At 66.0% G+C, this 19,648-nt stretch carries 30 protein-coding genes; 8 read left to right on the forward strand and 22 right to left on the reverse strand.

The features are described 5' to 3' along the window. Positions 1–7 precede the first annotated feature (7 nt). From ACR652_RS08160 to ACR652_RS08190, 7 genes are all read right to left on the reverse strand, one after another. Positions 8–403, reverse strand: coding sequence for a carboxymuconolactone decarboxylase family protein (locus ACR652_RS08160; RefSeq protein WP_434506016.1), 396 nt, complete (start codon positions 401–403; stop codon positions 8–10). An 85-nt stretch (positions 404–488) separates the two neighbouring features. Next, complete coding sequence (locus tag ACR652_RS08165) at positions 489–830, reverse strand: hypothetical protein (RefSeq protein ID WP_434506017.1); 342 nt, start codon at positions 828–830, stop codon at positions 489–491. Positions 831–843: 13 nt separating this feature from the next. Further along, positions 844–1,377 (reverse strand): hypothetical protein, encoded by a 534-nt coding sequence (locus ACR652_RS08170; RefSeq protein ID WP_434506018.1) that lies wholly within the window; start codon positions 1,375–1,377, stop codon positions 844–846. Between the two features lie 425 nt (positions 1,378–1,802). Continuing rightward, a complete protein-coding gene (locus ACR652_RS08175; RefSeq protein WP_434506019.1) occupies positions 1,803–2,105 on the reverse strand; it encodes a DUF3011 domain-containing protein in 303 nt (100 codons plus the stop codon). Positions 2,106–2,166: 61 nt separating this feature from the next. After that, entirely contained in the window at positions 2,167–3,051 is an 885-nt protein-coding gene (locus tag ACR652_RS08180) for a hypothetical protein (RefSeq protein ID WP_434506020.1), read from the reverse strand. A gap of 102 nt (positions 3,052–3,153) precedes the next feature. Further along, the gene (locus ACR652_RS08185; RefSeq protein WP_434506021.1) at positions 3,154–3,399 is read right to left on the reverse strand and encodes a hypothetical protein; all 246 of its coding nucleotides are present in this window, start codon (positions 3,397–3,399) and stop codon (positions 3,154–3,156) included. A 95-nt stretch (positions 3,400–3,494) separates the two neighbouring features. Further along, a complete protein-coding gene (locus ACR652_RS08190) occupies positions 3,495–4,190 on the reverse strand; it encodes a hypothetical protein (RefSeq protein ID WP_434506022.1) in 696 nt (231 codons plus the stop codon). Between the two features lie 277 nt (positions 4,191–4,467). On the opposite strand from ACR652_RS08190, the gene ACR652_RS08195 reads away from it, so the two are divergent. Continuing rightward, positions 4,468–5,421 (forward strand): metallophosphoesterase, encoded by a 954-nt coding sequence (locus tag ACR652_RS08195; RefSeq protein ID WP_434506023.1) that lies wholly within the window; start codon positions 4,468–4,470, stop codon positions 5,419–5,421. Between the two features lie 5 nt (positions 5,422–5,426). Here the strand turns inward: ACR652_RS08195 and ACR652_RS08200 are convergent, their stop codons facing one another. The 5 genes from ACR652_RS08200 to ACR652_RS08220 all read right to left on the reverse strand — a co-directional run bounded on the left by ACR652_RS08200 (position 5,427) and on the right by ACR652_RS08220 (position 9,425). Beyond that, the gene (locus tag ACR652_RS08200; protein WP_434506024.1) at positions 5,427–5,915 is read right to left on the reverse strand and encodes a CDP-archaeol synthase; all 489 of its coding nucleotides are present in this window, start codon (positions 5,913–5,915) and stop codon (positions 5,427–5,429) included. Positions 5,916–6,016: 101 nt separating this feature from the next. Next, a complete protein-coding gene (locus ACR652_RS08205) occupies positions 6,017–6,865 on the reverse strand; it encodes a hypothetical protein (protein ID WP_434506025.1) in 849 nt (282 codons plus the stop codon). A gap of 114 nt (positions 6,866–6,979) precedes the next feature. Beyond that, a complete protein-coding gene (locus tag ACR652_RS08210) occupies positions 6,980–7,615 on the reverse strand; it encodes a hypothetical protein (protein WP_434506026.1) in 636 nt (211 codons plus the stop codon). Positions 7,616–7,737: 122 nt separating this feature from the next. Next, entirely contained in the window at positions 7,738–8,706 is a 969-nt protein-coding gene (locus tag ACR652_RS08215) for a KpsF/GutQ family sugar-phosphate isomerase (protein ID WP_434506027.1), read from the reverse strand. Beyond that, positions 8,703–9,425 carry a glycosyltransferase gene (locus ACR652_RS08220; protein ID WP_434506028.1) on the reverse strand — a complete coding sequence of 241 codons (723 nt, stop codon included), beginning with the start codon at positions 9,423–9,425 and terminating at the stop codon, positions 8,703–8,705. Before ACR652_RS08220 ends, ACR652_RS08215 begins: the two co-directional genes overlap by 4 nt. A gap of 375 nt (positions 9,426–9,800) precedes the next feature. On the opposite strand from ACR652_RS08220, the gene ACR652_RS08225 reads away from it, so the two are divergent. From ACR652_RS08225 to ACR652_RS08250, 6 genes are all read left to right on the forward strand, one after another. After that, entirely contained in the window at positions 9,801–10,028 is a 228-nt protein-coding gene (locus tag ACR652_RS08225) for a hypothetical protein (protein ID WP_434506029.1), read from the forward strand. A 106-nt stretch (positions 10,029–10,134) separates the two neighbouring features. Then, positions 10,135–10,740 (forward strand): tetratricopeptide repeat protein, encoded by a 606-nt coding sequence (locus ACR652_RS08230; RefSeq protein WP_434506030.1) that lies wholly within the window; start codon positions 10,135–10,137, stop codon positions 10,738–10,740. A gap of 102 nt (positions 10,741–10,842) precedes the next feature. Next, positions 10,843–11,136, forward strand: a complete 294-nt coding sequence (locus ACR652_RS08235; protein ID WP_434506031.1) for a hypothetical protein — start codon at positions 10,843–10,845, stop codon at positions 11,134–11,136. Positions 11,137–11,215: 79 nt separating this feature from the next. After that, a complete protein-coding gene (locus ACR652_RS08240) occupies positions 11,216–11,410 on the forward strand; it encodes a hypothetical protein (protein ID WP_434506032.1) in 195 nt (64 codons plus the stop codon). A 238-nt stretch (positions 11,411–11,648) separates the two neighbouring features. Beyond that, complete coding sequence (locus tag ACR652_RS08245) at positions 11,649–11,876, forward strand: hypothetical protein (protein ID WP_434506033.1); 228 nt, start codon at positions 11,649–11,651, stop codon at positions 11,874–11,876. Positions 11,877–11,912: 36 nt separating this feature from the next. After that, on the forward strand, positions 11,913–12,128 hold the full coding sequence (locus ACR652_RS08250) for a hypothetical protein (RefSeq protein WP_434506034.1): 216 nt from the start codon (positions 11,913–11,915) through the stop codon (positions 12,126–12,128). A gap of 30 nt (positions 12,129–12,158) precedes the next feature. Here ACR652_RS08250 and ACR652_RS08255 read toward each other — a convergent pair whose 3' ends face one another. The 4 genes from ACR652_RS08255 to ACR652_RS08270 all read right to left on the reverse strand — a co-directional run bounded on the left by ACR652_RS08255 (position 12,159) and on the right by ACR652_RS08270 (position 15,039). Further along, a complete protein-coding gene (locus tag ACR652_RS08255; protein ID WP_434506035.1) occupies positions 12,159–13,190 on the reverse strand; it encodes an amino acid ABC transporter substrate-binding protein in 1,032 nt (343 codons plus the stop codon). A 32-nt stretch (positions 13,191–13,222) separates the two neighbouring features. Further along, positions 13,223–13,810: a L,D-transpeptidase gene (locus ACR652_RS08260; RefSeq protein ID WP_434506036.1), complete on the reverse strand. Its 588-nt coding sequence runs from the start codon at positions 13,808–13,810 to the stop codon at positions 13,223–13,225. 141 nt (positions 13,811–13,951) lie between these two features. Further along, a complete protein-coding gene (locus ACR652_RS08265) occupies positions 13,952–14,440 on the reverse strand; it encodes a hypothetical protein (RefSeq protein WP_434506037.1) in 489 nt (162 codons plus the stop codon). 230 nt (positions 14,441–14,670) lie between these two features. Next, a complete protein-coding gene (locus tag ACR652_RS08270) occupies positions 14,671–15,039 on the reverse strand; it encodes a hypothetical protein (RefSeq protein ID WP_434506038.1) in 369 nt (122 codons plus the stop codon). Between the two features lie 218 nt (positions 15,040–15,257). Here ACR652_RS08270 and ACR652_RS08275 point away from each other — a divergent pair, with 218 nt between their 5' ends. Continuing rightward, positions 15,258–15,923: an O-methyltransferase gene (locus ACR652_RS08275; protein WP_434506054.1), complete on the forward strand. Its 666-nt coding sequence runs from the start codon at positions 15,258–15,260 to the stop codon at positions 15,921–15,923. A 58-nt stretch (positions 15,924–15,981) separates the two neighbouring features. Here the strand turns inward: ACR652_RS08275 and ACR652_RS08280 are convergent, their stop codons facing one another. From ACR652_RS08280 to rplU, 6 genes are all read right to left on the reverse strand, one after another. Continuing rightward, entirely contained in the window at positions 15,982–16,398 is a 417-nt protein-coding gene (locus ACR652_RS08280; protein WP_434506039.1) for a hypothetical protein, read from the reverse strand. Positions 16,399–16,566: 168 nt separating this feature from the next. Beyond that, positions 16,567–16,962: a DUF2946 family protein gene (locus ACR652_RS08285; RefSeq protein WP_434506040.1), complete on the reverse strand. Its 396-nt coding sequence runs from the start codon at positions 16,960–16,962 to the stop codon at positions 16,567–16,569. An 81-nt stretch (positions 16,963–17,043) separates the two neighbouring features. After that, positions 17,044–18,105, reverse strand: a complete 1,062-nt coding sequence (gene obgE / locus ACR652_RS08290; protein ID WP_434506041.1) for a GTPase ObgE — start codon at positions 18,103–18,105, stop codon at positions 17,044–17,046. Between the two features lie 7 nt (positions 18,106–18,112). After that, entirely contained in the window at positions 18,113–18,715 is a 603-nt protein-coding gene (locus ACR652_RS08295) for a GNAT family N-acetyltransferase (protein WP_434506042.1), read from the reverse strand. 195 nt (positions 18,716–18,910) lie between these two features. After that, the gene (rpmA, locus tag ACR652_RS08300; RefSeq protein ID WP_434506043.1) at positions 18,911–19,177 is read right to left on the reverse strand and encodes a 50S ribosomal protein L27; all 267 of its coding nucleotides are present in this window, start codon (positions 19,175–19,177) and stop codon (positions 18,911–18,913) included. 61 nt (positions 19,178–19,238) lie between these two features. Then, a complete protein-coding gene (gene rplU / locus ACR652_RS08305; RefSeq protein WP_434506044.1) occupies positions 19,239–19,541 on the reverse strand; it encodes a 50S ribosomal protein L21 in 303 nt (100 codons plus the stop codon). Positions 19,542–19,648: the final 107 nt, after the last annotated feature.

Here is a 19,648-nt window from a genome sequence, read left to right on the forward strand (position 1 = left end):
CGCGCTTTCAAGATTTGAACGCGTCGTCCACCGGCACGCCCAGCGCCGCAACGAGGCGGTTCGTCTCCGCGGCCATGCCGATGATCGCCAGCAGTTCGCGATATTCCTCGTCGGTCATTCCCTTCGCCCGCGCCCCGGCGGTATGCGAATGAATGCAGTAATCGCAGCCATGCGCGACGGAGACGGCGATATAGATCATCTCCTTCACCCTTGGACTGAGCTGTCCGGGGCCCATCACCTCCTTGACGCCCTCCCAGGTGCGTTTGAGCGTCGCCGGATCATTCGCCAGCGCGCGCCAGAAATTATTGACGAACTCGGTCTGGCGCGTGGCGCGAATATCCTCGAAAATCAGGCGCGCTTCCGGCGACAGCTCATCGTCGCCCAGCAGCTTGACCGTCGCCATGTTCATCTCCCTGCAATCATGATGATGCGGCGAGCATAGGACGATCGCCGCGGGGAGCAATGGCGCAAGGCCGCCGCGCGGCGGATCAGGACAAGACGCTGTCGACGAAGGCGAGGACGCCCAGAATGACGCCGCCGCCCGGGATGTTTCTGCAAAGCTGATCGAAGCGCTCGGGCTCGACGCCCGAGATGAGCATCAGCGCGGAGAGAAGGAGCAGCGCCCCGGCGATCTTGGGAAAGAAGAGGCCGATCGTCATGGCGGCGGCGAGCGCCGCGCCCCGCTTGAGTCGTCCCGAGACGCCGCGTCCCCGTTCGTCGCCCTCCGGCGCAGCCGTTCGTCCGAACAGCGGAAGCGGCCCTGCGGACGCCTCATCCGTGATGAGGCCGCGATACTGGCTCCAGACCCACGCCGTGCCCTGCTCGTTCATGCGCCGCCCCTGGTTACGCCTCTTGCTTGCCGCGCGAGGTCAGATGGTTTGCGTCGTCGATGGCGGTGCGGATCGCTTCCGCGTCGGTCGAGAGATTGAAGAACCATTGCCGCAGTCTTGCAAGCTCCCGGCTGGCCGCTTCGAGTCCCGCCGCGAGAGATTTGTTGGACGCGTCGAGTTCGAGGATGCGCCGCTCCGCAGTGGCGAGCGCGTGACGCTGCTCTCCGCTGACGGCCTCGAAATCCTTCTTGAGCCGCTCGTATCGCGCCCGTTCTTCCACCACTTCGCGGCGCAGGGCGGCCAGCGCCTGTTCGGTCGCGAGCGTGTCGGAGCGATTGCGATGGGTGAGCTCGCGCAGCTTCGCCGCGCCGAGATTGAGCGAGGCCCTCAGCTTCTGGAAGTCGGCGTCGGACTCCTGCGCGTCTTCGCCCTGCGGAGACGGCGCCCGGATCAATTGCAGGATCTTGCTGCGTGCGAGTTCTTCCGTCGCGCCGGCGCCCAGGCCGTTGGCGCCCCAGCGCGCCTTGTATCCATCCAGATTTGTCATTGGCTTCGCGCCCCCGCCATCGCCCGCCACGGAGCGCGCCCGGATTTTCGTCCCCGCCAGGCTGCTCCGCCGCCGCCTCTTTGAGGCGTCACACTGTTCTGTCAGATCAGCCGAATCGCGTTGCAAAGCGAACGACTGTCACGGTGAAAAAGTTAACAACATCCTCCCTCAAGGGCCAGAGCCGCCTCGGAGCGGCGCGGGCGACCGAGCGTTCGCGGGGTTCCGCGCCCGAGTCGCAACCGTCTGAAATTCCGTTACAATGAGTCGGACGCGATCGCTTGTTTCGGAAGTTGCCGAAAAGTCACACATTTTTGTTTTTGCGCGTCGCCTGCGCGAGCTGCGCCATGGAGGCTTGTTGGCCATGCGCAACGGCGGGCGACATGGCGGCCCGCGCGCGTCAGCGAATCACGGCTGCGCGTCGCCGGTCAGCGGTTGGCCCGGGGAAACAATTTCTGCCACCAGGATCGCTCGGACGGGTGTTTGAAAGAGAAGACCGCTTCGCAGCCCATGTCGACCCAGACGCCATCGGCGTCGACGCCCCAGGTTTCGTTCTTCTTGCACCCGCCTTCGCGATCGAGCTTCAGCCGCACCTTCAGCCGGTCGGCGTTCTTGAGGGCGCAGCGGTTCAGTTCGCCGCGCAGCGAGTTGCAGGCGAATTCGCCGGCTGTCGCGGCGGGGACAAGCAGGATCAGGCTCGTCAGCAGGCCGATGGCCGCGCTCAGACGCATTGCATGTCTTTCCAAGAGCCGCCCTCTTTCCAGTGAGACCACGCGCCGGACAAGGGCCGGCTCAGCGCCCGAGCGCCGGGAAAAAGCCGCCGCCGGCGTGGCGCGCCGCGACGTCGCCGAGCAGATCGCGCCACATGCGATCGGGGTCGCGAAAGACCGCCCGGCCGAGCTCCCTGTCCGCGAGCGCCGCGGCCAGACTTTTGAGCCCCTCCGGAATCGTCAGGGCGTTTTCGAGATAGAGCAGCCGCTCGCCAACCGCGTCCTTGCCCATGAGCGACATGGCGGCCGCGATTTCCACATTGTCACGACGTCCGAAGGCGACGCCGCACACGCCCACGAGGCAGTCGCTCCAGTGTTCTGGCGCGCTGTCGTCGATGAAAGCGCGCAGACCCCGCACGACCGACTGGTAGACAGCTTCGCCAACGAGATCCACCGCCTGATCGAGCTCCCGCCCGACGCTTTCCATGGCGGCCGGCAAGTCGTCCGGAGTCGCCTTTCGGCCCGCGGCCCAGCCCTCGGCGAGCCTGTGCAGCGCTGTCAGAACGGCCTGCGCGAGAGGCGCGAGATCAGGCGGCAGTACGACAGGACTTCTGGAGACGGCCTCCCGCAGATGGCCTTCGAGAAGACGCGCGCCGGCCCTGGCCGCTTCGTCATCGTCGCGCCTCAGCAAGCGCGCCCAGACGGCTTGCGTTCCGATGACCGCGTGGAACAGACCTTTGACCTTGGACAGCCAGGGCGTTGGCGGATAGGATTTGACGACCCTGCCGAATTCCACGCGCCAGATTTCACCCGTGCCGATCAGCGTGAGGGCCGCCAGCGGCGTCTGGCTGAAGAGCTCCTCGCGGTTGACGGCATAGAGCCCCCGAAAGGCGAGGTTCAGGGCCTCGACGGGATCGACGCCGCCGGAAGCCGGCGCGGGCGGGTGAGATTCTGAATGGCTCATCATACTGCGCAATCTTGAAAATCCGGTCGTTGCAGGGGAACGGATTTCCCCGGCCCCGTCAATCCCTTGGCCATTGGCCTGCCGACCGGCGCGGGAAGGCGCGCGTCACGAAGATGCGCGGCGGGAGCGCGAGCGGATGTCTCGGAGTGGCTTGGGGGCGTCGCCGCCATAAACATGCTGGCCCAGAGACCCCAGTCCGAAGGGCTCCGGAATAGGATCGGGAAGATGGCTTTGCGCCGGCTCCGGCGCGCGCGGCCGCGCGGGGAGCCCGCGCGCCCCTGCGCTCGCGGCGGCGAAGCCGAGCAGCGCCATGCGCCGCGTGATCAGCATGCGATGGATGGAGGCGCTCATGGCCGATCCTTCCGAAACGGATCGCGATCATGGCGGCGATCGCGCGCATGGCGCAATCCGTGAGGTCCCTTACCCGGCGCGGGAGCGGATGCGCGTTATATCTGTCGCAGCATCGCCTTGAGCTGAATCTGCAGCAATATGGTCTGGCCGTCAGCGTCGAGTTTCTTGCAGGCGTGCCGGATGATGTCGTCGAGCTCGGCCTTCTCCCCGAGTTCCCGCTGGGATTGGCGGAAGGCCTGTTTGGCGGCGGCGGCGATGGCGTCCGGCTCCTCTCGCGGCAGGGGCTGGGGTTTCAGCTCCTCCGCCGTCTCGAACCGCGGCGTCAAAGGTGAGGATGGCGCGGCCGCGTCAAGCCGGGGCTTTTCGGGCGGGGCCGTCTGCGCGGCTGGGGCGTCTCCCTGCGCCGGCGCGCCGGCCCCGTCCGTCTGCTCGAGGATTTCCTGCAAGCGCAAGAGCGGATCGCGCGCGTCCGCCGTCTCCACGGCGCCGGTATCTCGAGGTTCGGCCGGCATCAAGGCTTCGAGCATCTCCAGTGGATCGCGGCCCGCGGCGGCCTTGTTTGCCGAGAGATGCGCCGGACGAAGCTCTGCGTCAGGCGTCGCGAAAAACGCCTCGAGGCGCGCCAGAGGGTCCGTGGACGGCGCCGGCGCGGCGGACGGCGCCGCCTGCGCGTTCTGATCCTCCTCGGCGAGGATGCGCTGCAGCTTCAGGATCGGATCGTCTTTCCTGGACGGGTCTCCTGTCATGCCGACGTTCGTTCCCGTATGTTCGATGGACTGTCTCAAAAGCAAGCCCGCTCCGGGGGACAACACTCAAAATTCAGGCCAGGGCTTTCTCGCGCCCCCTGGCGTCGGCCGGGAAAAAAGTGATGCGGCGGTCGCAAATCCTTCGTTGGCGCAAAGCCGGAACCCTCGTGGACAAGGATCATGAGGCGCCGGGCAGGCGCATGTCAACACGTTGGTAAATAAAGGAAAAATTAACGTCGTTGGCCGCGCGTCGAACGCAGAGGAAGACGCCGAAATTATGAAGGCTTGACCGCGCCTCCCCTTCGCCTCGAAACTGGCGCGGATGCCCTATCGATGCCTCGAGAGCGACGAGATCACGGCTCGGCTGGAGGCGCGCCTCGGGATCGCCAATGCGCGCCGCCGTCTCGCGATGGAGACGCAGCGCCAGTCGCAGGCGCGCCGCGAGACTCTCACGGTGCTTGGTGTGGCGCTTCCCATTCCGCACCGATGGATCGAGGGCGTTCTGCGCCTGAGCGGCTTGTACTGGATCGGACGGCGCAACGCGGCGCGCGTGCGGGTTCTCGTCAACGAAATCGTCAGCGCCGATCTGCCCGCCGCCTTCGATGGCTTCACGATCCTGCATCTGAGCGATCTGCACGCCGACAACAGCCCCCGCGCCATGTCGAGCGTGGCCGATCTGCTCGGCGATCTCGACTATGATCTCTGCGTCTGGACAGGAGATTATCGCGGAGAAACCTTTGGCGACTTCCGGCCCTGCCTGAGGGCGCTCTTCAGCCTGCGCGCCAGAATCTCGACCGATGTCTACGCCGTGCTCGGCAACCATGACTCCATCCGGATGGTTCCGGATATCGAAGCCATGGGCGTCAGACTGCTGCTCAACGAAAGCGTCGTCATCGCCCGCGGCGACGCCCGGCTCTCTCTCGCGGGCGTCGACGACGCGCATTTCCACCACGCCGAGGATCTCGCGAGCGCCGCCCGCGGCGTCCCCGTCGACGCCTACGCGATCCTCCTGTCGCACACGCCGGAGATTTACAGCGCGGCCGCGCAGGCGGGGTTTGATCTCTTGCTCGGGGGGCATACGCATGGCGGCCAGATTTGCCTGCCGGGAGGCTTTGCGCTGACGCTCGACGCCGTCCTGCCGCGCCGGATGGGCAGGGGCGCGTGGAAACATGAGACCATGTCCGGCTATACGAGCGCTGGCGCGGGCGCCTCCATCGTGCCGGTCCGGTTCAATTGCCCGCCTGAAATCACGCTGCATCGCCTGCTCAGGGGCTAGACCGCTCAATAGGGCCGCTCGCGGATGCTGAGCGCATAGAGCAGGCGCGAGACGACGAGCGCGCCAGCGAAGAAGATCGTCACGACGACCACGACGTCCATCATGTGCAGCGACATGCCGGCGCCGGCGTAGAGCGCGGGAAAGAGCGATTCCGGGATTTGGTCGAGGCCGAGGGCGCGTGCGCTGGAGGCCCGCGCGGAGCGTCGCTTGAGGAAGCTGGAGGTGAGATCGCCGAGCATCGCCAATGCGGCGATGGCGCCGCCCAAGGCCCAGGGCAGGGCGAGGAGATGCGCGCCCAGGGCTGTCGCCGCGAGACTCGCCGTGACGCCGCGCAGGGTTTTCGATTGCCCGAAGAGGGGCCGCCCGTCGAGGAAGACGGCTCCGCCGTCGAGAGGCCGCGCCATCCTCTCGCCCAGCACGCGCGTGGCGAGGATGGGCGCGCCATTCGCGATGGCGAGCAGGAGCAGGATCTGCCCGATGGCGCCGAAATTCATGCCTCTCTCCGGCCCCGGCGCGGGTGCGGCCGTTCTGGTCCCTTTCGCCTCTCAACTGGCTCGCGCCGCCGCCCTTTCAATCCGGCTTGGCGTTTCGAGGGTCAGACGCAGGCCGCGCCCCTGCGCCGCGCATGACCGTCAGAACAGACGCCATCCATGAGCCTGACATTATCCCGGGACGCCATGAGCGCCGCGATGGAGGTGAGATTGCCGGGATCATCCAGATAAACGCAGATCTCGGTCTGCGGGAAAGGGTTGAAATGCAGCAGATAGATCAGCGAAATCGACTCGCCGACGTAAACGCGCCGCGCGGGCTCCGCGAAAAGCGAGCGCTCCACATTGAACTTCTCCGTCAGCACGAGAGGCGCCCGGTCCGGATGATTCTTCTGCGGGTTCGGATGTCCGAAGATGATGGCGGTCGGGCCGAGACGGCCGAGGTCCACCTGTGAAAGCCCCGCCGACTCGATCACCACGGTCGCGCCACGAACGCTGATGACGTTTCTGCGCAACAGTTCAAAGTCCGGGAACTCCCTGAACGAGGCGACGCGCCGCACCGTTCGGCCATTCAGCCAGTCCCCGAGCCGCTCATATTCGTAAAATGTGTGGAGGACGCTCTCCGGCGCATAATTTTCGAGATCGAAGTTTTTCGGCGCGTTGCGCAGCGTGTCGAGCCCGTCGTCGAGATAATGGACCGCGCGCGCCGCCGCCGCCGCCGCCTGAACCATCGGCGGATTGATGTGATGGGGCAGATAGACCGTGCCGACGCATTTCCAGGAGATGAGCCGTTCGAGCCAACGGTCGACCTTGACGCCGAAGCCTGTCTGAAGCGCGTTCAGCGTCGGCTTCTGAACGAGCCGGTGCTGGTCGTAAATGATGAGCGAGAGGCCACGCCTGGCCAGGGCGTGGGCGATCGAATAGGAGACCGCGTTGTAGCAAACGAAAATATCCATCTCTGCCCACGGCCGCAGTCTCGCGGTCCGGCTCCCGATCCAGGTACGGCCCGGCGCCGCGGTAGCAGATCGGCGCAAGGTCACGCAAGGCGACGCGACCTGTCTCCGTTGCTCTTATGGCGACCCTCCGAGAATGGATTTCACGCGGTCGGCCAGGGAGCGTTTTCTGCGCGCGTCCGGCTTGGGATCAAGAGAGATCGTCGGCAGCGTGACGCCGCCTTTTCTCGGTCCCGAAATGGGCGTGACGATGAACCAGAATCCCTGCCGGTCGTTTTGAAGCTGTTCGATGTTGAAGGCGCGCAGGAATTTCGGCAGCCACCAGGATGTCGGCTTTTGCGTCAGATGCGCGTTCCGCCCGTCCGCGAGGATTTTCTCCGCCGGGCCAGTCGCAATCGTGAAGAAGCCGTAGTTCGTGGTGATCCGCACGAGATCGGCGATCACGCTGTCGATGTAATCCTCTTCAATGTGCTCGAGAACGTCGATGCAGCAGACGAGATCAGCCTCGCGCGGCGCGCCGTATTCGGGAAACACGGGATCGTAGGGAAAATAGTCGAAACCTTTCAGGCCGAGCGCTTCGAGACCCTTGCGGAGATTACACTTGCCGGCGCCGTAATCGGCGACCGACTCGGCGCCTACGCCGGAAAAGACCTTGGCGACGAGCGGCGCATATTCAAGCGACGCAACGCCATAATGGGGATTGCGATGAAGGTCGGTCTGCAGGTCGCGATAATAATCGGAAATGGTCGCCACTATCTTTCTTCCCCTTGATGAAGCGCAGCCAGGATGATCGTGGATTCCCCCCGATCCTGCAACCCGGATTTCCACCGCGCGGCCATTGCCAGGCTGGAGACAGGATCGTATGGGCGGGTTGGTCAGATGATGCCGGCGCGCAGCAATTGGCGCATGTTGACGGCGCCGACGACGCGTCTGTTCCCGTCGATGACCGGCAAGGCCGAAATCTTCTGATTCTCCATGAGATTCACCGCCTCGACCGCGAGCTTGTCCGGCTCGATGGACGCGAAGTTCCGGATCATCACCTCCTCGAGGGCCGCGCTCTTGATGTCCAGGTCGCGGTCCAGGCAGCGCCGGAGATCGCCGTCGGTGAAAACGCCCACGGCCGCTCTGTCGTGATCGGCGATGATGAGGAACCCCATGCCGCCCCTGGACATGAGAAACAGACCCTCCTTGACCGACGCTTTGGCGTCGGTGACGGGCGCCTGATCGAAGGGGGTCATCACATCCGCGATGGTCACGAGCAGGCTGCGGCCGAGCTTTCCATGCGGATGGGTGCGCGCGAAATCGTCGCGCGTGAAGCCATTGGCCTTGAGCAGGCAGATGGCGAGCGCGTCGCCGAGCGCGAGCGCGAGCGTGGTGCTCGATGTCGGCGCCAGCCCGAGCGGACAGGCTTCCTCGGGCACGGAGGTGTCGATCACCAGTTCGGCGTGGCGCGCGAGGTCGGAGGCGAGGCCGCCGGTCATCGCCGCCAGCTTGACGCCATGGCGCTTGAAATAGGGAAGAATGCGCAACAGCTCGTCCGTCTGCCCGGACTGCGAGAGCGCCAGCACGATGTCGGCCTGCGTGATCATGCCCAGATCGCCGTGGCCGGCCTCGGCGGGGTGCACGAAAAAGGCCGGCGTTCCGGTGCTTGCGAGCGTCGCGGCGATCTTGTTGGCGACATGCCCCGACTTGCCGACGCCCATGACGACGACGCGTCCGTGCGGCGGGCGCGCGCGGATGAGCTCGACGAGATCGCTGAACGACTGTCCGAGAGTCCGCCTGGCGGCGGCCAGCGCCCTGATCTCGATCTCCAGCGTGTTCAGCGCGTTTTCGAGATGATTCATTTCTTGGCGGCTTCGACCTGATCGCGCTGGAGGCAGAAGGCCATCTTCCTGTTTTCGGTGCGCCACTCGTCGGAGAAATCAACGTCGCTGTATTCGGTGAAGTAGGGGCCGCCGATCGTCCAGTGGACGTTCTTCACATCCGCCGGCGGTTCGTCATATTCGCCGACGAGCCAGTTCCAGCGCACATTGAGGTCGCCGATCTCCTCGTCGTCGAGCCAGAGGAAGCGGTGCAGCTCCATCGGCGTCGCCGTATTCACGAAGTCCGGCGTGACCTTCCGGTTCTTGGGATGGCCGCAGTTCCACAGCACGACCGACGACCAGTTCTTGCGCGGGTATTTGTGCTGAACCGTGTTGAGATATTTGATCTCGCACTTGGGGTCGTAGTCGTGTTTGACGACATAGACCGCCTTGTCCGGCTGCTGCGCCAGCACGTCGAGAATCTCGCAGACGTCCGTCCGCAGCAGCATGTCGCAATCGAAGAAGAGCGCGTGACCCTGATAATTGCTCAGATGCGGCACGAGGAAGCGCGTGAAGGAAAATTCGTTTGACTGCTTGGGGTCGCGCTCGCGCGTGTAGACGCCGCGCAGATTGGCGATGTTGACGGGAACAATCGCGACGGGCCGGCTGCTGCGCGCGAGAATGGAATGCGCCATCGTATGCCAGGCGACGCTTTCGACCGGATCGTAACCGATGAAAATCTTTACGACGCTATCGTGCATGACGTCTTTCCGGGAGCTTCGAGGGAAGAATGTGGCGGCCGGGTCGACCCCCTGAGCCGGACGGGCCAGGCCCGGCGAGCCTGCTTGTGTCCGAAATGTCCTTGAACATGAGCGGGCCTGTACGATCTCGCCAAAGCTTATCCCGCCTTCGCCAGAGAGTTGCAAGCGCTTCCGGGAGCGGCAGGAGGTCACGCGCCCGCCCGGGGGCCGCCGGGGGTCGAAAAGAAAGGCTCACGCTTTTTTTTGGCGGCTTCGCGCCTTTCGTCGCTTCCTGGCCGATTTTGGCCTTTGAGGCCCCGGTCGCGCCGGTGTGTCATGTGCGTTCACGGCGCTCAAGCGCGCCGCGGCAAAAAGGGAAAAGGGAGAAAAGCGCCCATGCGCGATCGTGGGAAGACATTCCGCCCCGGCGTTTTGGCCGCCTCGGCGGTCGCCGCCCTTCTGCTGGCGGGGCACATCCACGGCCATCTCGGCGATTACACCGCCGAACGGGGCCTCCCCGCCGTCGCCCGGATCGGCGGGATCTGCGCCGCTTTGGGGGCGATGGTCTTTCTCATCCTGGAAACCACGCTGCGCGCGCTGGAGAGCCTGTTTCCGGACGGGTGAGAGAAACCGGACAGGCTTGACATCGCGGCCGGCTGGTTAAGAATTTGCAAGGGAATGTCGACGCAGCATCGGCGTGGGGCGTCGCCCCGCCCGACGAGACCATCACATGCGAAACGCCCGTGCGCTTCTCCTTGGCGTGATGTTGCTCCTTGTCGCCGACAACGCCTCGGCGGCGCGGCTGGGTTTTGTCCGCGCCTCCTGCCTGAGCGAAGCCATTTCGCCATGGGACGCGGTGTCGGCCTGCACGGCGGTCCTCCAGAAGTTTCACAGGCAGACGGCCGTGTTCCTGCGACGCGGCGCCGCCTTCGCGGAGCTTGGCGCCTTCGACTACGCCATCGGCGATTTCAGCCGCGCCATCCGCCTCGATCCCGGCGACGCGCTCGCCTTTCAGTTGCGCGGCCTCGCCTATGAGCTTGCGGGCCGTCTGGCCGAGAGCCTCGAGGATTACCGGCAGGCGCAGGCGCTCGGGCGCGCCGATCCGGCGCTCGCGGCGGCCGTTGCCCGGGTGACGCAGGCGCTCGCGCCGCCGCCGCCCCCAATCATTGCGGCCGGGGAGCCGCCGGGACCCAAACCCGCGACCGCCGCCACATTGCCTGCGCCCGAGGCCCCCGCCCGCGCCGCTGACGGATGGCTCATCGGCGTCTGCCTCCTCGCCGGCAGCGCGGCGCTGGCGATCCGCCTGGCGCGCCGTCGCGAGGCGGCGGCGGCCTAGGCTTCTTGCGCATGCGCCTAGAATCGCCGCTGACTCGGGACTCCGATTGACCACGGCCGGGCGCCGACTATCTGCCTGCTCCTGGCGGGGCAGGAGGAAAAAATGCGGCGGTGTCCTCTTCCTTTCGCGGCGGCGCTTGTCGCCGCAGGTCTCTCAGCCGCGCATGCGGAAGGCGCCAATGTTCCCGTCGCGGGCAAGGCCCCCGCCCCGAGCGGGAGCGCTTCCGAAAGCGCCGGCGCCACAGGACAGAATGGGACGCGCGCGCCGGATTCGGGCGGCGCGGGGCGCTCCGGCGCGGGCGGGTCGGATGCGATCGGCAATTTCGGTTCGGGTCTGGACAGGGGCGTCGGGAGCGGCGCCGGCAGCACGGGCATGCGCGGCGGGGCGCCCCGATAGGGCGCGTGCGCGACCGCACATTCGCGGGGCCGGCTCGTCGCTAGGGTTGGCGCGTCAATTGCCCACAAGGAGCAAGCCCATGTCAGACGCGTCCTCTTCCGCCCTCCACGGAGAATCAGCCCGGCGCCAGTTCCGGGTCTCGCTTTACATGGTCATCGCTTTGGCTCTGGCCGCGATGGTGACCGGCTTCGTGACGCCCTCCGGCGCGGGCAAGGCGGCGGCGACCGGAGACGCCGGCCAATTCGTCGGGCGGCTAGTGGCGATGGGCGAGTGACGGCGCGTCGGCCGCCCGCGTGACCGCCGACGCCGGCCCGCGCGCGAGACGCGGCGGAACGGCCGCCGGGGTTAACGCCGGCTTTCGGCGTTGATGAAAATTTTACCCAAACAGAACTTTGCATTGGGTTGTCGCCCGGCTGTCCCAATGACAGCGATTTTGGCGGGCAGTTTGGCGTCACCGGCCTCATCCGGGGCCGGAGAAGAGACGCCCCGCCGCAGCATTGCGAGGAAGCGACATGTCGCACGCCTATCTGATTGAAATCGAGCAGGATACGGTCGGCCTGGTCATACGCGAGGCCGAGGGCTATCGCTTTTACGCCACGCGGCGTTCCTTCAGCCTGCTGGAGCGAAATCTCTTCGACACCGCCAGCGCCGCGCATCACGCCGTGCTCGGAATACACGGTCCGGCCGACGCCTCGCGCTCGAGCATGGTTCCGCTCCATTCCCCCGCGGCGGCGGAATAGGCGCTGTCAACCCGTCCTCAACGTCAGGAGTTCGTCATGTGGAAGTCGAAAGCGAGGGAATTGGCCTGCGCGAGTCTGGAGGCGCAGGCGCAGGATCGGCTGCTGCGGCATTACCGCAAGATCGCCGCTCCGGCCGTGGCGGCGGCGGTCAATGTCGGAACGCAGACGGCGCCCCGCGAGACGGCGGACGCCGCTGCGCAGGCGGCCCTCGCCGCGCCGGCCTTCCTGCGCTGGGAGGATCACGCGGCCTGATCAGGGCCGCGTGTATTGGGGCGCGCGGGACTATCGCAGGGGCGGCGCATATTGGATGCCGCCCATGCTCCACAACTGGTTGAGGCCGCGCGCGATGCCGAGTTTGGATTTGCGGCCGACGTTGCGTTCGAGGGTCTCGCCGTAATTGCCGACATTCTTGACGATGTTGACCGCCCAGTCGGACGACAGGCCGAGATGCTTGCCGATGTCGCCTTCGGCGCCGACGAAGCGGCGGACGGCGGGTTTCTGGGACTTCTTGGCGTCCTCGACATTATTGCTCGCAATGCCGAGCTCCTCGGCGTTGAGCATGGCGAAATTCACCCATTTGACGATGTTGAGCCACTGATCGTCGCCCTGACGCACGACCGGCCCGAGCGGCTCCTTGGAGATCACATCGGCGAGAATGATATTGTCATTTGGCTTCTTCAGTTCGAGCCGGTTGGCGTGCAACTGCGAGACGTCGCTGCTGATGACGTCGCATTTGCCGCCGTCATAGGCCTTCAGAAGATCCGGCAGAAGCTCGAAGCGGACCGGCTCGAACTTCATGTGGTTCTGCTTGAAGAAGTCGGCGACATTGGCTTCGGTCGTGGTGCCGGCCTTCACGCAGACCTTGCTGCCGTCGAGTTCGAGCGCCGAGGTGACCTTGCGGCTCTTGGGCACGAGAAATCCCTGGCCGTCGTAATAGGTGACGCCCGCGAAGACGAGTCCCTGCTCGACTTCATTCGAGAACGCCCAGGTGGAGTTGCGCGAGAGCAGATCGAACTTGTCGGACTTCAGCGCCTCGAAGCGCTGATCGGCCGCGACGGGCACATAGTCGACCTTGTTGGGATCGCCGAAGATCGCCGAGGCGACGGCGCGGCAGAAGTCGACGTCGAAGCCCGACCATTTGCCCTTGTCGTCGGCGATGGAGAAGCCGAGGATGCCGCTGCTGACGCCGCAGACGAGCTTGCCCCGCTCCTTGACCTTATCGAGCGTGGACGCTTGCGCGGCGGCCGCAAGAATGCAGAAAGAGGCCGTCAACAGGGGGAGCAACGCGCGCACGCGTTTGTGGAAAAGGCGCATAACGACCTCTTTTTGATTGGGGATACTGAAAATCAAAGATCGGCGGCCTGTTTGACGACGATCTTGGTTCCGACCGGAACGCGACTGAAGAGATCGATCACGTCATTGTTCACGAGGCGGAAGCAGCCCGACGACACGGCGTGGCCGATGGTCTGCGGCTGGTTCGTGCCATGGATGCGATAGACCGTCGTGCCGATGTAGAGCGCGCGCGCGCCCATCGGATTGCCGGGACCGCCCGCCATGAAGCGGGGCAGATAGGGCTGGCGCTGGATCATTTCCGGCGGCGGGCGCCAGTCCGGCCATTCCTGCTTGCGGCTGATCTTGTGCATGCCGGCCCATTGGAAGCCGTCGCGCCCCACGCCGATGCCGTAGCGGATCGCGCGATTGTTGTCCTGCACGAGATAAAGGTAACGGTCCGCCGTGTGCACGACGATGGTGCCCGGCGCCTCGGTGGTGCGGAAGAAAACGACCTGCCGCTCGAAGGGGCCGGAGAGGTTCTCCTCCTCGGGGCTCGGCTCATAGCCGGGCTGATCGTCGATCTGCATTTCGTCTTCCTGGGCGCCCGCCGCCTGCGCGGCGCCGGCGAAGCCCAGAAGACACAGCGCCGATGATGCGATCATCAGGCGCCGGAGTATCGTCCGTGCGAATGCCATCATCACTCCTTTTTCGGGAGAGGCCCGAACAAACCGGCGCGGACGCCGCTCCTGGCCCGATCCCGCTCCTGGCCCGACCCCGCTCCTGGCCTGACGCCGGTCCCGGCCTCAGGAGCAGCGGATATAGACCATCGTCCCGTAGCGGGTGGAATTGTCCGGGCTCACCCATTTCACAGTGAAGGAGTTGTCACTAATTGTGACAATTTCACGGTCGCTCGCCGTCGCGGCGGGGCCGGGCAGGCCGAGATAGGTCACGCCGCTCGGGCTGCCTTTCAGCACCAGCTCCTGAATTTCCGCCTCGTCGGCGAGATGCATCATCACGCCGCCATTGGGGCCGCGCTTGATCGTATAGGCGTTGTTGCACTGGCGGCGCGCTTCGCCCTCCGTGCGCGGGCGATCGCTGTCGCGGTGATAGGCGGCGACGCCCCAGCGGCCGACGAGTCCGTCGGGAGAAATGGTCGAGGGAATGGCGGGCACGCCGCCCTGAACGCCGGGGTCCACCGCCGGGCCCGCCGAGTTGCAGGAGGCGAGCAGCGAGGCCGCCATCCCGATCGACGCCAACACGGGAAACGGGCTCGGAACTTTTGTGACGCGCATGAAGACACCCCGGGACGAAGCCGCAGCTCAAAAAACTTTGCGCGGATAACTACGCATGCGGTTAACCTGCGCGTAAAGGTATAGCATGCGGGCAAAGCGTCGCCAGACACAAATTTGGTTAACAGCCGGTTGAAACCGCTGCGTGCGCTGCAAAAAAACAGGCGCGGGGGCTCAAATTAAAACGCCGGCCCGAGGGCCGGCGTTTGAACTTGGCTACAAGCGGCGGCTTCTTATTGCGCGCCGGCGCGGATCACGAACTTCTCGCTGCCGCAGGTGACCGGGCCTTCGAAGACGTTGCCCTTTTCGTTGGGCTTGCCGGTCCAGACGCAATCCTTCTTGTCGTCGGTGCGGTCGGTGAGGTTGAGCGTGTAGACGCCGCCTTCGACCTTGCCGGCGATCTTGTAGGTGACGGGCTTGCCGTTATCGAGCTGCAGGTCGGCCTTGCCGCTGACCTTGTCGCCGTCCGTCGTGAGCGTCCAGGTGCCATTGGCGCGCTTGATGCCGGAAGTCGAAATTTCGGTGACGCTGTAGTTCGCGGCAAAAGCCGACGCGCTGAAGGCGACGACAGCCGCGGCCGTGGTCAAAGCAAGCTTGATCATCTGTTTCGCTCCCATAAATTTCGGCATGATGTTCGTCATTGTCGGCCACAGGGAGACTGAGGCTTGAGAAATGCGGCCATCAAGCCTTCCCTGTTCCGCTCATCTCGATGAGCGCGAACGGCGGCACTTCGCACGAAGAAGCGCTGGAGGTCAATTGGTATCGCAGACCCTGCGCCAAGCTGCCGCGCGGGAGGATGAGCGAGAGGATGAGGATGACGATGACCACCGACCCGTCCGCCGTCGACCGTTACATCGTCGATCGGCTGCTGTCCCTTAACGAGCGCCAGCAGGCCACCCTCGACGCCAATCACGCCGCGCGCCTTCCGGCGATCGACGTTTCCGCGCCTCAGGGGAAATTCCTCAATTTGCTCGCCTCCGCCATTGGCGCCAGACGGATTCTCGAAATCGGCGCGCTCGGCGGCTACTCGACGATCTGGCTCGCGCGGGCGCTTCCCGAAGGCGGCCGGGTCGTCACCATTGAGTTCGAGCCGCGACACGCCGAGGTCGCGCGCGCCAATATCGCCCGAGAGGCGCTGGCCGATAAGGTCGAGTTGCGCGTCGGGGCCGCCCTCGACATTTTGCCGCAGCTCGAAGCCGAGGGGGGCGCGCCTTTCGACCTCTCCTTCATCGACGCCGACAAGGCCAACAACGCCGCCTATTTCAACTGGGCGCTCAAACTGTCGCGGCCGGGCGCGCTGATCGTGGTGGACAATGTCGTGCGGGAGGGCGCGGTCGCGGACCCCGCCGCTCGCGACGACGGCGGACTCGGCGCGCGCAGGCTGTTCGACGCCGTGGCCGCGGAGCCGCGCGTGGCGGCGACCGCCATCCAGACGGTCGGTTCCAAGGGCTGGGACGGCTTCCTGATCGCGAGGGTGACGCAGTAACGCGTCCTTGCCGCCTCCGGCCCCCTCCCTGTTCACGGGAGGGGGATCGCAGGCTGCCTCAAGCGCCGTGCTTCTGGCCGGCGGGCTGGGGCACCAGCGCGCCGTCGGCCCCGTAAAAGGCGGTTTCGACGCGGCGCCCGGCGGCGTCGTAGCGCCAGGCGATGCGGGCCGCGCCCACTTCATCGGGCGCCGTCGGCTTGCCGTCGGCGTTGAAATAGGCCTCCTCGACCTGATTGCCCTGCGCGTCATAGGCGGTCTCGACGCGGGCCGCGCCCAGCCCCTTGCGCTTGATGGGACGGCCCGCCGCGTCGAAATACATCTCCACCACCTCGACGACGCCCTTCTGCGCGCCAAGGCGGATCGAGCCCGCGGCAGGCGCGGTCAGCTTGCCGTTTTGCGAGCAGCGACGCTCGCGCGACGAGAGACGGGCGACGGTCCTGACCGTCTTCCGCGTCCGTTCGGTTTTCTGTTCCATAAGAATAACGTCACCCCAAAGCGCTCCAGACCCCCAACGGGAGTGATGCGCGGGGCCCGCAGGCCCAGCGTCGGCGTGTTGACGATAGCCGGATCTCTGGAAACGCAGTCCAAAGCCAAGTCTCGCCACGTGGGCGAGACCATTCACGCCGCTTGGCGCGGCAGGCTTTCAGGCGAGGGCGGGGGGCGCGCGGGAGCCGAGCGGCGGGGTCGCCGCCTCGGAACCCCTCAGCGCATGCTCGAAGGCGAGCTTGGCGGCGATATAGGACAGCGCCGGGGGCGTCTCGCCCACGAAGGGCGAGGGGGCCGTCGCGCCGCCCATGGACGCGCAATGGAAGACGCAGCAAACGGCGTCGCCGTGGCGGGACGGGCGGATCGGGGCGCCAGGGCCTCCGTCAGCCGGACCCGAAGCCTTGCTCAGACAGATGGCGTCGGAGAAGAGCGCGGCGCCGCGCGCGCTGGTGACGGCGCCCGCCGCAAGCCCCTGCAGAATCAGCAGATAGGCGACGAGCAGCGTCGCCGCTGTCGAGCCGCAATGCCGTCTTCTTTCGCTGGCAGGGGTCATGGCGTTCCAAAGCTAGTCACTGCCCCCTGGAACGTCAATGGCGCCAGCGGATCACGGCGGAGTCATCTCGTCGCGAGTCGATTACGGCCGCCACTCGGCCGGCGCCGTGGCGACGCCCTCTTCGGCGCGCGAGGCGTCGATGGCCGATCCGACGGCGCGCAGCGCCTCGGTGACGCCGGCGCCCGTCGCGGCGGAGAGCGTCAGCAGCGGCCCGCGCGCCTCGGCTTGAGGCCCGGCGCTGGCCATGGCGCGTTTGAGGCGTTCGCGCTGCTTCTTGAGATGCTCCGGATCGGCGGCGTCGATTTTCGACAGCGCCACGATTTCAAGCTTCTCGTCGAGACCCGCGCCATAGGCGGCGAGTTCCCCGCGCACGATCTTGTAGTCCTTGCCGGCGTGTTCGCCGGTCGCGTCGATCAGATGCAGCAGCACGCGGCAGCGCTCCACATGGCCGAGAAACCGGTCGCCGAGGCCATGGCCCTCATGGGCGCCTTCGATCAGGCCGGGAATATCCGCCAGCACGAACTCCCGCCCGTCGCGGCGCACGACGCCCAGCCCCGGATGCAGCGTGGTGAAGGGATAATCGGCGATCTTGGGCTTCGCCGCCGTGACGCTCGCGAGAAACGTCGACTTGCCGGCGTTGGGCAGGCCGACGAGGCCGGCGTCGGCGATGAGCTTGAGGCGCAGCAGGAGGGTGCGCTCCTCGCCCGCCAGGCCCGGATTGGCGCGGCGCGGGGCGCGGTTCGTCGAGGTGGTGAAATGGGCGTTGCCGAAGCCGCCATTGCCGCCCTTGCAGATCACCACGCGCTGGCCGGCCTCGGTGAGATCGGCGATGAGCGTCTCGCCGTCTTCCTCGAAGATCTGCGTGCCGACCGGAACCTTCAGCACGGCGTCGGCGCCGCGCCCGCCGGCGCGGTTCTTGCCCATGCCATGCATGCCGGTCTTGGCCTTGAAATGCTGCTGGTAGCGGTAGTCGATGAGCGTGTTGAGCCCCTCGACGCATTCCGCCACGACGTCGCCGCCACGGCCGCCGTCGCCGCCGTCCGGCCCGCCGAATTCGATGAATTTCTCGCGCCGGAAGGAGACGCAGCCCGCGCCGCCGTCGCCCGAGCGCACGTAGATTTTTGCCTGATCCAGAAACTTCATGCGCGACTCATGTGGACGTGAATTTCGGGCGGCGCGCGCCGAAGGCGGTATGCGCGGCGCCGCGTGAGAGGCGCGTGCGCGAAACCGTCATGCGGCCGCCGCGCGCCGGCGCCTCGATCTCGATCTCGCCGAGGGATGTGAAGCCGAGCTTCTCCTGCACCCGCCGCGACGCGAGATTGTCGGGCAGGGAGTCGCAGACGATTTCCCCCAGCGAGGTCACGCCGAAGATCAGATCCACGAAGCCGCGCGCGGCCTCCGTCATCATCCCCTGGCCCCAGTAGGGGCGGCCCAGCCAATAGCCCAGCAGCGCCGTGCCGCGAAAGTCCGAGCCATGGGCGCCGATCACGCCGATCGCCTCATTGGGGGCGCCCTTCGGCGCCAGCGCCAGAATCAACCCGTGGCCCGACTCATTTTCGGCGCGGGCGCGACGGATGAACTGCTCAGCGTCCCGCACATTGTAGGGGTGGGGAATATTGGCCGTTCTGGTGGCGACGTCCGGATCGCCGGCCAGCCGGGTGAAGGCCGCGACGTCCGAGAGGCGGGGCCAGCGCAGCCACATCCGCTCTGTTTCCAGCCTGAAAACGTCGTCGTGAGTAATCTCGGGAAACATCAGGAACTCCGAGCGAAAGACCGAAAACGGCCCCGGACGCGACAAAGGGGGAAACGGCGGCCGCTTCCCCCTTCGAGCCCTCGCGGGCCTTTTCCGGACATTCGCTCTGGAGCGTTTCGCTCCTTGCGCGGGTCTCTCAAACGACCTGCCCGCCGGGGAAATGGCCGGCGGCGGGTCGCTTGCGATCCGTCCGCCTTACTCTGCGGCCTGCGCCGCCGGAACCACGGAAACGCTGGAGCGTCCGCGGACCGAGTGGAATTCTACGACGCCGTTGACGAGGGCGAAGAGCGTGTGGTCCTTGCCCATGCCGATGTTGCGGCCGGGATGCCATTTGGTCCCGCGCTGGCGAATGATGATGTTGCCGGCGAGAACGGATTCGCCGCCGAATTTCTTGACGCCGAGGCGCCGGCCGTCCGAGTCGCGGCCGTTGCGCGACGAGCCGCCCGCTTTCTTGTGAGCCATTTTGGTGCTCCGCTTGTTCCTTTGTCAGCGATCCTGAGACCGCCCTGACGAATTCCGGTGATTAGATCGCGAGAATCTTGACCAGCGTCAAGTCCTGGCGATGGCCGCGCTTGCGCTTGGAGTTCTGGCGGCGGCGCTTCTTGAAGGCGATCGACTTGGGGCTGCGCGCCTGCTCGACGATTTCGCCCGACACCGTGGCGCCGGCCACCGTGGGCGCGCCGATCCTGGGGGAGTCGCCCCCGATCATCAGCACCTCGTCGAAGGTGATCTTGTCGCCCGGCGCGCCATCGAGCGCCATGACCGTGATAATGTCTCCAGCGGACACGCTATATTGCTTGCCGCCGGTTTTGATGACTGCGAACATCGTTTTTTTCCTGTGTTCGTGTCCGGCTCTCGTTTCTGCGCAAGACATGACGTCAGGCGCGCGGGCCGGCTTTTTGGCAGTTGAACCGGTTGCGCTTCGTCTTTCAA

It is taken from the genome of Methylocystis sp. (assembly GCF_051061225.1).
Lineage (GTDB): Bacteria > Pseudomonadota > Alphaproteobacteria > Rhizobiales > Beijerinckiaceae > Methylocystis.